At 46.4% G+C, this 12,100-nt stretch carries 12 protein-coding genes; all 12 read right to left on the bottom strand.

Features of this window, described 5'->3' with window-relative positions; genetic code table 11:
• Window positions 1–380, bottom strand: a 380-nt coding sequence (locus IQR33_RS34740; protein WP_322631809.1) for a solute carrier family 23 protein, incomplete at its 3' end; no start/stop codon positions are given.
• 232 nt (window positions 381–612) lie between these two features.
• Window positions 613–2,694 (bottom strand): ATP-dependent DNA helicase RecG, encoded by a 2,082-nt coding sequence (gene recG / locus IQR33_RS28265; protein ID WP_193837238.1) that lies wholly within the window; start codon window positions 2,692–2,694, stop codon window positions 613–615.
• Between the two features lie 253 nt (window positions 2,695–2,947).
• The gene (gene trmH / locus IQR33_RS28260) at window positions 2,948–3,631 is read right to left on the bottom strand and encodes a tRNA (guanosine(18)-2'-O)-methyltransferase TrmH (protein WP_017635001.1); all 684 of its coding nucleotides are present in this window, start codon (window positions 3,629–3,631) and stop codon (window positions 2,948–2,950) included.
• A 52-nt stretch (window positions 3,632–3,683) separates the two neighbouring features.
• Complete coding sequence (spoT, locus tag IQR33_RS28255; RefSeq protein ID WP_005379340.1) at window positions 3,684–5,804, bottom strand: bifunctional GTP diphosphokinase/guanosine-3',5'-bis pyrophosphate 3'-pyrophosphohydrolase; 2,121 nt, start codon at window positions 5,802–5,804, stop codon at window positions 3,684–3,686.
• 39 nt (window positions 5,805–5,843) lie between these two features.
• Entirely contained in the window at window positions 5,844–6,116 is a 273-nt protein-coding gene (gene rpoZ, locus IQR33_RS28250; RefSeq protein WP_005379346.1) for a DNA-directed RNA polymerase subunit omega, read from the bottom strand.
• Between the two features lie 181 nt (window positions 6,117–6,297).
• Entirely contained in the window at window positions 6,298–6,921 is a 624-nt protein-coding gene (gene gmk, locus IQR33_RS28245; RefSeq protein WP_005379347.1) for a guanylate kinase, read from the bottom strand.
• A 448-nt stretch (window positions 6,922–7,369) separates the two neighbouring features.
• Window positions 7,370–8,593: a tetratricopeptide repeat protein gene (locus IQR33_RS28240; RefSeq protein ID WP_193837237.1), complete on the bottom strand. Its 1,224-nt coding sequence runs from the start codon at window positions 8,591–8,593 to the stop codon at window positions 7,370–7,372.
• A gap of 9 nt (window positions 8,594–8,602) precedes the next feature.
• On the bottom strand, window positions 8,603–9,235 hold the full coding sequence (locus tag IQR33_RS28235) for an energy transducer TonB (RefSeq protein ID WP_005379353.1): 633 nt from the start codon (window positions 9,233–9,235) through the stop codon (window positions 8,603–8,605).
• A 4-nt stretch (window positions 9,236–9,239) separates the two neighbouring features.
• Window positions 9,240–9,647: an ExbD/TolR family protein gene (locus IQR33_RS28230; RefSeq protein ID WP_005379359.1), complete on the bottom strand. Its 408-nt coding sequence runs from the start codon at window positions 9,645–9,647 to the stop codon at window positions 9,240–9,242.
• Between the two features lie 25 nt (window positions 9,648–9,672).
• On the bottom strand, window positions 9,673–10,200 hold the full coding sequence (locus tag IQR33_RS28225) for a MotA/TolQ/ExbB proton channel family protein (RefSeq protein ID WP_005379363.1): 528 nt from the start codon (window positions 10,198–10,200) through the stop codon (window positions 9,673–9,675).
• Window positions 10,201–10,209: 9 nt separating this feature from the next.
• On the bottom strand, window positions 10,210–11,571 hold the full coding sequence (locus tag IQR33_RS28220) for a MotA/TolQ/ExbB proton channel family protein (RefSeq protein ID WP_193837236.1): 1,362 nt from the start codon (window positions 11,569–11,571) through the stop codon (window positions 10,210–10,212).
• Between the two features lie 3 nt (window positions 11,572–11,574).
• Window positions 11,575–12,100, bottom strand: a 526-nt coding sequence (locus IQR33_RS28215; RefSeq protein ID WP_193844263.1) for a DUF3450 domain-containing protein, incomplete at its 5' end; no start/stop codon positions are given.

Genomic DNA, 12,100 nt, shown 5'->3' with positions numbered 1-12,100 from the left:
GCGACTAAAATCGTACCAAAAATGGCAGCCATCATGGTGCTGATGTCTGCTCCACCGGCTTTCAGCGATAGGCCTGCTCCAATAATAGGACCTAAAAAGTTAAAGCTGGTGCCTTGAACAGAGAGCAAACCAGAGCCAATTGGGCCAACGGTGCGAATTTGAATAAACGAAGACACGCCTGACGCAAATAAAGACATGCTGATAATGGTGTTGGTTTGATCGGCCGGAACGCCCAAAGATTGGCAAATGATTAATGAAGGTGTAATCACCGCAACGAACATCGCCAATAAGTGCTGAAGTGCGGCAAAAATGGTTTGAGGCAAAGGTGGTCGATCGTTGAGTTGATAGACCAGTTCCGAAGATCGGTTTGAAGTTGTCATTGTTTGTCTCGCTAGTCGCAATATTTCCCTAGTTCTCGCTGAATGGGAGAGCAGGGTGGAGTTGACGTCGTTACCTGTGATTGCTGTTAATCAGAGTCAACTCAGGTTGGTGGAGTGTGATCTAACACACTTAAAAATTTGTGCGCGATTATAGAGAGATTCACTCAAAAAGCAAACGTTTGCTTTGTTTTTGGCGCATTAAAAAACGAGCCATTTGGCTCGCTTTCAATCATTACGCTTTGGAGTAAATATCCCGCTCACCCAACCAGCGATCGATAATCGCTGTTGCGTTAGACGGGTAATTGTCATGAATATGACGCGAAATGCGCTGAACTGCGGGAATCAGGCGCTGATCTCGAACTAAGTCTGCGATTTTGAAATCAGCAAGACCTGTCTGCTTTGTACCCAATAGTTCACCAGGGCCACGAATTTCTAGGTCTTTCTGCGCAATGACGAAGCCATCGTTACTTTCACGTAGTACTCCGAGACGTTTTTGCGCGGTTTTTGACAGCGGAGAGTGGTACAGCAGCACACAATGGCTAGCAACGGAACCTCGGCCCACGCGACCTCTTAACTGGTGTAATTGTGCCAAACCAAGACGTTCAGGGTTTTCTATGATCATCAAGCTAGAGTTTGGCACATCCACACCAACTTCAATCACTGTCGTTGCGACCAGCAAATGCAGTTTATTGTCTTTGAAATCTTGCATCACCGCTTGTTTCTCTGCCGGCTTCATTCGTCCGTGTACTAGACCAATTTTTACGTCCGGTAGCTTACGTTGAAGCTCTTCTGCGGTATCTGCCGCGGCTTGCGCTTCTAATACTTCCGACTCATCAATCAGGGTACACACCCAATATGCCTGCTTGCCTTCGTTTAAGCAGGCATTTCGGACACGCTCGACGATGTCGTCACGTTTTGTATCAGGAATAGCAACGGTTTGAATCGGCGTTCGACCCGGTGGTAGTTCGTCAATCACGGAAGTTTCCAGATCGGCGTAAGCGGTCATGGCTAAGGTGCGAGGAATAGGCGTTGCTGTCATGATGAGCTGATGTGGATAAGCGCCTTGTTTTGCACCTTTCTCACGCAGCTCTAAACGTTGGTGGACACCGAAGCGGTGCTGTTCATCAATGATGACCAAAGCAAGGTGATGAAATTCAACGTGCTCTTGGAATAGCGCGTGAGTACCCACTACCATTTGCGCTTCACCACTGGCAATACGAGCCAGCTCGGCTTCCTTTGCCTTACCTTTGAGTTTGCCCGCTAACCAACCGACTTGAATGCCCATGGTTTCAAACCAGTTTGCGAAGTTGATAGCGTGTTGCTCGGCCAATAGTTCGGTTGGCGCCATGAGTGCCACCTGATGGCCATGCTCAATGGCTCTAACAGCGGCCAAAGCGGCAACCAACGTTTTCCCCGAACCAACATCGCCTTGCACTAATCGCATCATTGGGTGCGGTTTTTCTAGATCGGCTTCAATCTCTTGTACTACTCGGGTTTGAGCGTTTGTAGGAGAGAAAGGCAGTTGGGCTAAAAGCTGCGTTTTTAGTTTATGACAAGGACCGAGAGGTAGCGCTGAATCCTTCTGACCTTTGCTACGCACCGCCAGCATCGATAAGTTTTGTGCGAGCAATTCTTCCATGATCAAGCGGATTTGGGTAGGATGTTTGCCTTCGTCAAACTCATCTAAATTAATGGTTGGTGGTGGGCGATGAATGGTGTGCAGCGCTTGCGACATCGTGATTTGATGGTCATACAACCCCGCTGGAAGTAATTCCTGCACTGCGGTTTTATCAAGCAGGGCTAAAGCTTGTTCGGTAAGGTTGCGTAATGTGATTTGGCGTAAACCATCGGTGGTGGGATAAACAGGGGTTAAGCTCTGTTCTACATCGGGCTTTTGCTCGCTGACGTAAAACTTGTAGTCAGGATGAACAATTTCCCAACCCATGCCACCGCGCTTAATTTCACCGTAAGCATGTACTAACTTACCTTGCGTGAAATTGTTCTTCATGGCTGCGGTAAAGTTGAAAAAGCGCAGCGTGATAGTGCCATTACCGTCGCTGATTTTTACCGTTAGCATTTTGCGCTTACCGAAGATGGTGTCGACTGCCATGACCTTACCTTGCACTGCCGCCCAAAGGCCAGCATGCAGTTTGGCAATAGGGTAAATACGAGTACGATCTTCGTAGCGTAACGGAAGGTGAAACAGCAAATCTTGAACGCTATGTAAGCCAACTTTGGCGAGTTTTTCTGCGACTTTCGCGCCAACTCCAGAAAGGGAGGTTAATGGGACGGCAGATAACATTTGGGCGGACATAGAGGGCTCAAGAAAATGGTTAACATAGCAGTATGTTAACCATGGAGCTGTGTTTTTGTACAGGAAAAAATAGTCATGCTTTAGTTAGTGTCATGATTTGACTGATAACCTATCATTCCGAGGAGCTTTAGCGACATCAGGATTCTATTTCCAACAAGTATGTCGCTGAAGTTAACACTATCAGCATCTGTATATTTGAGAATTAGATCCTGAACCACGCTCCTTCGCCGCCGTTCAGGATGACGAAAGTCTGTTACTTGCTTTGCATCTCTTGCCACCACGCGTCATCGGCGATGATTTGACCTTCTTCATCGAGTGGTGGGTAAACGAGCCCTTTTCGTTTCGCGACCTTTGCCAGCACTGGGTGACCACGTTCAAAGAGAATACGGTTGATTGTCTCTTTAGGCAGAGCGCTTTCTTCTCGGTCGTACATGCCTGCGGCTTCACGTTGACGTTGCGCTTCATACAAAATTACGGCACTGGCAACCGATACGTTTAGTGACTGCACCATGCCCACCATTGGGATAATAATGTCTTGATCGGCAAGCTGTTTGGCTTGCTCCGAAGCGCCAACTTTTTCACTGCCTAAAATGATTGCCGTTGGTCTGGTGTAGTCGATCTCGCGAAAATCGACGGCGGTGTCCGAAAGATTGGTCACCAAAACCTGCATACCTTGCGCTTTGAGTTCGGTAATCGCAGTTTCAATCGAATCGTGAGTATCCACTTCAACCCAGTTACGCGCGCCAGCTGAGGTATGGCTCAGCGTACGCATTTTGTCTGGCCAAATTGCGTGAACTTTGTGTAAGCCTGTCGCGTCAGCGGTGCGGATCACAGCAGAGACGTTGTTTGGCTTATGTACTTCTTCGAGACAAAGTGTCAGATCAGTTTGGCGAGTTTTTAGGACTTGGTGAATACGGTTGTAACGTTCTAGGTTCATATTTATTGAGGTATAAAAAATCGCCACCTAACAGAGTAGGTGGCGATAGAGGTTAGTTCTTTCTGCGTCTGACTCGGGTTGCTTGAGGCATTGCCTTAATCTTACGCATGATACCAGCAAGGTGGACACGATCTTTCGTCGTCAACAGCACAGTCACAGTGTATAGACGACCATCACGTTCTTCCGTTGAAAGGCCATGAATGTTTGATCCTGTTTTCGAGATCACGTTGGTAAGTTCTGCAAGAGCACCTTGGTTGTTAAGCATGTCGACTTTAAGTTCAGCAATGAACTCTTTATCGTAGTCTTCAGACCAAGCGACAGCCATATAACGGTCTGGCTCTTTCTGATAACCACGAACGTTCGGACATGTTTCTCGGTGAACAACCAAACCACGACCAGGCGATACGTGAGCAATAATGTGATCATCTGGGATAGGATGACAACAATTTGCAAACGTCAGCAATAAGCCTTCTGCGCCACGAATCGGAAGCTTCTTCTTCGAGTCCGTTGGGATTGAACTTGTTGTCGTGAGCTCTTCGGTGTCACCAAGGAGACGACGTGCGATCACAATGCTCATCAACTCACCCAATCCAATAGCAGCCAATAAATCATCGATGCTTTCTAGGCGAAGATCATTCAAGACTTCTTGGATATTTTCTGGATAAATTGAATCAATCGAGTGACGGCCAAGTGCGTGATTAAGTAGGCGACGACCTAAAGTAATCGACTCTTCACGACGCATCGTTTTCAGTACTTGTCGAATCTTAGTGCGGGCACGAGAAGTCACGACATAGTTCAGCCATGCCGCATTCGGACGCGCACCAGGGGCACTGATAATTTCCACTGTCTGACCGTTTTTCAATGCCTTACTCAATGGGTAAGGGTTACGATCAACACGAGCACCAACACAAGAGTTGCCTACATCGGTATGTACGGCATAGGCAAAGTCGACAGCCGTTGCGCCTAAAGGTAGTTCAACGATACGACCTTTTGGTGTGAAGACGTAAATCTCATCTGGGAAAAGATCGGATTTTACGTTTTCAATGAATTCGAATGAGTTACCCGCGCTTTGTTGTAGCTCTAACAGGCTTTGCATCCAACGCTGAGCTTTCACTTGCGCAGTGGTACCAGACTTGTCACCTTTGTCTTTGTAAGACCAGTGTGCCGCGACACCTTTGTCCGCCATTTGATCCATATCTTCAGTACGGATCTGAACTTCAACAGGTACGCCGTGTGGGCCAACCATGGAAGTGTGTAGCGATTGATAGCCGTTCGCCTTTGGTACCGCGATGTAATCTTTCATGCGACCAGGACGTGGCTTATACAAGCTGTGTACTTGGCCTAAAACGCGATAACAAGTATCAGCGGTATCAACAACGACTCGGAACGCATAGATATCCATGATGGTGTGAAAGCGCTGTTCTTTGGTTTTCATCTTGTTGTAGATAGAGAACAGGTTTTTCTCACGACCAACGACGCGAGCATTCAAGCCAAAATCTTGCAGACGGCCTTCTATTTCGCTGTGAATGCGTTGGATCATCTCTTTACGATTACCACGTGCGGCTTTAACCACTTCTTTCAGTACGCGGTAGCGGTTGGGATATAGCGCCTCAAAGCCCAACTCTTCGAGTTCGGTTTTGATATTGTGAATACCAAGACGATGAGCGAGGGGCGCGTAAATTTCTAACGTTTCACGAGCAATACGACGCTTTTTATCTGGTCGAAGCGCGCCAAGCGTACGCATGTTATGCGTGCGGTCAGCCAGTTTGATCAGAATGACGCGGATATCTTGCACCATGGCCAGAACCATCTTACGAAAGTTCTCAGCCTGAGCCTCTTTCCTATCGCGGAATTTGAGTTTGTCCAGTTTAGATACACCATCAACCAATTCTGCGACAGTGTTGCCGAATTTCTCTTCGAGATCTTCTTTAGTTACATCACAGTCTTCAATGACGTCATGCAGCAAAGCAGCTTGGAGGGTTTCGATATCAAGGCGCATTTCGGCCAAGATACGAGCCACAGCGACAGGGTGGATGATGTATGGTTCACCGCTAGAGCGGGTTTGCCCTTCATGGGCATCTCTCGCTACCACATAAGATTGACGCAGAGCCTCAATCTGAGGCTCTGTTAGGTATTCTTGGGCAACGTCTTTGAGGCTATCGAATAGATACAAATTATAGGCCCGGGAGGTTGTTGAATTCTAAAGTCAGAATTAACGGTTGTGAGCGATGCTGCTTACTGCCGCTAGCTCTGCCGCTTCTTGCTCTTGCTGTTCTTGACGTTCACGAGCGTCTAGAACTTCTTTAGTAATTAAACCTTCTTCGATTTCGCGTAGAGCGATAACCGTTGGCTTATCGTTCTCTTCTGGCACTAGTGCATCTTTACCGCCAGTTTGCATTTGACGAGCGCGGCGAGCCGCAATCAGTACTAGGTCGAAACGGTTGCCAACTTTTTCAACAGCGTCTTGAACAGTTACGCGTGCCATGAGGACTCCAAATAGTTAACTAAAATTTTAGAATGACGAGAAAGTATACAACCTAACTACTTTATTTACTAGCAATTAGACAAGCCACCGTTTGTGGACTTTCTCAGGTAGTTTATCGTGTTTTTCGCACTGGGCAAAAAACGGGAAATTCTTTATGTTTTACAGCGTGACTTTTTTGAAGTTACTCTGCTAACAACGCGTCAAGCATACCTTTATATTTAGCAGCTTGCTTTTCTTCCTTCAATCTTTCAGCACGCAAGATAGCTTTAAAATCCATCAAAGCGGTATCAAAATCGTCGTTTACGATCACGTAGTCGTACTCGTTGTAATGAGAGATTTCCGACTTGGCTTCAGCCATACGCTTTGCGATCACTTCATCGCTATCTTGACCACGAGTGTTCAAGCGGCGCTCTAACTCACCGTTTGATGGTGGCAGGATGAAGATGCTTTTGGCTTCTGGCATTTGTTCACGGATTTGGCGTGCGCCTTGCCAGTCGATATCTAGAAAAACGTCGATACCTTTATTTAGTGTTTCTTCAATCCATACACGAGATGTGCCGTAATAATTACCAAACACTTCTGCGTATTCTAGGAAGTCACCTTTAGCGATCAGGGCTTCAAACTCATCTTTCGCTACAAAATGGTAGTGGACACCATTTTCTTCACCAGGTCGCATGTTGCGCGTGGTGTGAGACACAGACACTTTCATTGCGTAGGTTGGGTTGCGTTCCAACATCGCTGAGATCAAGCTAGATTTACCTGCGCCGCTAGGTGCAGATACGATATAGAGAGTACCTTTGCCCATTGTACTGTTCCACTTTTGATTGGATTGATTGAGTGCCGAAGGAAAGTTCGACATTCTTATAACGATAGCACTGGCATTGAGAAATCAACCACCAAAGGAGTGGATCTTGGTGATAATCCCGCCAGAAAAATGGAGGCGAAGAGTATCATGATCTCTATTTTGTTACCAGTTGATCTTTCTGTCTGTGATTGTCCCAGATGAAATAGTTACTTACGGCAGAGTGTTCCTAAACAGCGAAGAAGGAGCGTGGCACAGGACTTACCATCCGCGCACTCTGTTATTAAAACCATTTCTACAACCGTTTAGTGTGCTGATTTTAGGTTTAGAGTCCCGATTTGGCTTGCGTGAGTGACTCTGGTTAAAAATAGGGGTTAACAATGATAAAACGGAAAAAAGGGGAAGCTTTCACTTCCCCAGGCGTGCGACTGACTCACACTTAATCTTCGAATTATCCTTGAGACTCTAGGAAATTTATCCAAGGGCTAACGGTTGACCTGAATTTTGGCGATTGAGCCGCACCTTTCATTGCCTGTAAGGCCTTTTGTGGTTGCTTAAGCTCGAAATAGGCCATCCCGCGAATGTATTCAAGTTCTGCCTTTTGCTCTTTAGAGGCACTGGATGCCGCGCTTTCTACAAAACGAGTTGCTTCAGAATACTGCTTGTCTTGTATCATTAAGCGAGCAATCTGAATTTGCGTTTTAGCAGAAGGAGCGAGGTTATATGACTTTTTATAAGCGAGAATTGATTTATCTAGCTCTTTAGCTTGCTGCCAGAAACTGGCTAGGCGGTCATAGTTTTCCTTCGTCTTTTCAATGTTTCCAGCTGCCATTTCCTTTTCAAGAGTTTTGGCTGCTTTATATGGAATACCTTGATAAGCCAAGAAGTTTACAAAGCGTAAATATTCCTTCTCTCCTTCTAGTTTCCCCATTTTGTAAACCATTTCTAGGGTGGCTAGAGAGTTGCGTTCTTGACCTAGCTCCATGTAGACACCAGAAAGTTGCATCCAGTAACGCTTTTTCTGAGGGTACTTTGAAGTCAGAGTTTTGAGTACACTGGCAACGCTTTTCAGCTGGCCTAACTCGTAGTGAGATGCAACGAGAATTAAGTACCAAGACTCACTTGGGCTCTTGCTCATCGCGATGGCTTTTTTGGTTGGTGGGATTGCATTTTTGTAATCTTCCAACTGAACATAAGCGCTCGCTAACGTGATATAAGCATGAGCTTGAGGCTTCTCTTTGGTTGTTTCTGCAACCTTGAACCATTCCTTCATCGTTTTTACAGACAACGTATACTTTTCTTCAGCTAGGTAAAGCTGAGCCAAGCTGTAGCGAACTTGTTGAGCAACAGGAACGGGAAGTGCGTCGAGCTGTAATGCTTCGGCAAAGTATTTTGCTGCTTGCACATAATTGTCTTGTAGCGAATACAAAAAGCCAGTCTGCTGAAGTAAAACTGCTCGGTCGTATTTTTTCGAACTTGTGCTTTCTAAAGCGCTTGCTAGTTTTTCTTTCGCTGCTGAATATTTTTCAGTTGCGATCAACTCTTGCACTTTGTTAACGGTTCGAAATGTCCGATCTGATAACTGAGGAGCTTCTTTTGCCATCGTAGGAGCGGCCATTGCCACTCCTACGAAGAGAATTAAAGAAGCCACTTTGCTTTTCCATAAACTTTTCATCGTGACTCCTTAATTGGTTGAGAACTCTATTTCTTGCGATAGGCGCGAGCTAACAGGTTTCCCGTCAACCAATTTTGGTTTAAATGTCCATTTAGAGACTGTTTTTCTTGCCGCTCGACCGAGGCCTAAGCGTCGTGGTTGCTCTTTAAGAACTTTGATGTCCTCTACGGCACCACGTGCGTTGACAGTAAACTCTAATAAGACGACCCCTTTTTCTATTCCTGCTTTCGCAGCTTTCCTAGGCATTTGAGGTTGGAATGTCGCTAGAGGTGTTGGACCTCCGCTACCCGCGAGTTGCGCACCTCCACCCTGGCTATAATGTCCAAGCACCGAACCACCTGTAACATTTACGGGTAGGTCAAGCTTTGGCATATCCATTGGGGTCTGCTCCATCACCGGTTTTACTGTCGCTGTCACTTTCATTTCTGGCGGCGGCGGCGGACGCTTAGGCGGTGGTGGCTTTGGAAGTTCGCGTTTTTTCTCCTGTATTTTTTCGTCTGGTTTAATGCGAATAAACTCGACCATACGCAGGTCATCATTCGACACTAACTCGTGGCGCTCTTTGTTTACTAGCTTGTCCATCCCCCAGAACAACCCGAGGGAGACAATGAGCGCCAGTGCAATTGAGGCCAGATACCGCATAAGCTTAATCCTTATTGGTTGCGGCAATGGAGATGCTTTCTACACCTGCCATTTTGATCTGGTCCATAACCTTCACGACTACGCCAGCATTTGCTTCTGTGTCGGCTTGGATAACAACTGCGCCATCAGGGCTTTCTGCACGAAGACGTTCAATATTCGCGCGAACCGCGTCCACTTCGATGCGGCGTTTATCAACCCAAACATCACCCGCCGCACCAACTGCGACCATGATGTTACCTTTTTTCACGGTTTGCGCAGAGCTTGCCGTCGGGCGGTTTACTTCTAGACCAGCTTCTTTTACGAACGATGTTGTTACGATAAAGAAGATCAACATGATGAATACGATGTCGAGCATCGGTGTCATATCGATAGCGGTTTCATCACTGCTATCACTGCTATAGCGTCTTTTCATGACCTATACCTCTAATTCCATTTACTCAGGCAATATGCTTTAGCTTATCTTCCAGCTTTTGCGTTGTGACTTTGGCTAAATGATCAAGACGTGAACTAAAGAACAGTCCTGATAGAGAAGCCACCATCCCGGCTAACGTTGGGATTGTTGCCTTTGAGATCCCCGAGGCCATTGCTCGAGGGCTTCCTGTTCCTGTTACCGCTAAGATGTCGAATACTTGGATCATGCCAACAACGGTGCCGAGCAAACCCAGTAAGGGACAAAGCGCAATCAACACTTTCACGATTGGCAGGCCCTTTTTATTCTCAATGTCCTGACGAGAAACAATTTCTTGTCGGATCATCTTAGCGTTCCAGCTCTGGTGCTCTGATCGCCCCTGCCATGAGCCAACGGCTTTTTTCATGGCTTTTGGAGCGACGGCAGCAAAATAGAACCAACGTTCTAACAATACTGCCCAAAGCATAAAGCTGAGGATGAAGATGGCGACGAGTACATCGCCACCCATTCCCAAGAAGCGCCTAATTGATTCAAGTTCTCCAACTAACCACCACATAACGCCTCCTTAGCTTTCGGCTTTATGTAGTTTTTCCTGATAGCGAGCGATGAAGCCTGCACTCTGTTCTTCAAGAGTTTGAACCAAACGACGACCTTTACTGTGTACGATGGTGTACAGGAACAGTAGAGGAATTGCGACAACCAGACCAAGCATCGTAGTAACAAGTGCTTCAGAGATACCGCCAGCCATTAGCTTAGGATCACCTGTACCAAATAGTGTGATTGCTTGGAACGTACCGATCATACCCATAACCGTACCCAGTAGACCTAGAAGTGGTGCAACAGAAGCGAACAGTTTGATTGAGCTGATAAAGCGTTCAATGCTCGGTGCGTTACGTAGGATGATTTCGTCCAGTTTCGCTTCCAGATCTTCAAGGTTGTCACCTTTGTGTTCTTGGTAAGCTTGGATAACTTCACCCAGAGGGTTACCAGGAATCACGGTTTCTGATTTCGCTTGCTTACGCATTTTACCGCCAATCACTTGAAGGCGTAGGAAGCAAACTAGAGCAATGATAGCGCCAACTGCACCCATACCAAGGATGACGTAACCTACAATGCCACCTTGATCAATACGTTCTTGAACGGTTGGGCTTTGTACAAGTAGAGACAGAATTACACCACGGGATGGGTCAATAAACAGTGGCTCATAGCTGTTTGACGCTGACTCAAAGCCCGCAACATGACGTGTAATATTGGTGCGAGGCTGTCGAGAGAGTTCTTCGAACTTACCTGTTTGAGGTACATAAGTAACGTACTTACCATCGGCAATCGCGTTAAATTCACCGACAAGAGTAACATCGCGAACCGCTTCTTTACCTTCGCCATAAACAACCGTTGCTTGGGTTGTTGCTGTCTCGCCTGAGGCAACCACTTGTTGAAGAATGGTATGCCAGAATGCTTCTAGCTCTTGTGTTGATGGCAGTTCTTTACTTTCAGCCAGTTTCGTTAGTAGCGCGTCACGCTCTGGGAACTGAACTGCGTTTTGAGAGGCTGCAAATAAGCCTTTAAACTCGCCCGCATATTGGCGGACCACACCAAACATTTCGCCCAAAGTACCAGAGCGAACACGTAAGGTTTCTGTTAGTTCAGTCAGCTGCTTATCGTTTTCATCAAATGTCGCTTTAAGTTGATCGCCCAGTGCTTGCTGTGAAGCTAGCTCTTCACGAGCCTGTTGCAATAATGCTGCTTGCTTATCTCGGTTGTTCTTGAACTCAGCTTCACGGGCTTTGTTCTCTTTTGACTCAACGATGCTTTCTGATTTTACGTTTTTGAGTAGTTCAGATAGGTTTTTAGGCGTTTCTGCTTGTACGCCTGAAGCCATAAATAAGCTCGCTAGTAGACCAACGGCTAGAGTTTTGAATCCTTTCATCTCTTATTCCTCCCCAGCATATACAGGCAATTTGATTAGCGCTGGTGGCGCTTGCTTCTTCGCGATTCGAAGGCCTTGCTGTACCGCTATGCGGTAGCTTTCCGGTAATGTTTCCCATTGACGTGTTTGTTGGTTCCACATACCTGTCTCACCACCGTCTGGAGATTGGAATAAAAGCGCCGTGCGACCAATACGTAGGAAATCGTAAGTCACGGTTTCCCCATTTCTATCTAGGCTAGCTTTGTAAGATTCAATTGAGCGAGAGAAGCCTTCTTCAATTTGGTAGGCTTCCATCACTTTACGGAATTTCTCAGAAGTCGTTACGTCGGCGCGATCCATGAGACGACGCAGTTCTTGGACACGTTTATTACGTTCTTTTTTCTGGAAAGGCAGATCGAGAGTCACAAACTCATCGAGTGCATCGATCATTTTAAGTGTTAGTGGCACTACTTCTGTTGCCGTTTGATCGATCTGAGCAATTTGGTTATTTAATGAGTCCAATTCACCTTGCTGTGATTGAACCATACGA

The sequence above is a fragment of the Vibrio sp. OPT46 genome (genome assembly GCF_015163535.1).
GTDB classification, from domain to species: Bacteria; Pseudomonadota; Gammaproteobacteria; order Enterobacterales; family Vibrionaceae; genus Vibrio; species Vibrio alginolyticus.
Note: the sequence above shows the minus strand (reverse complement) of the source record. Positions and strands in the feature narration are given on the sequence as shown.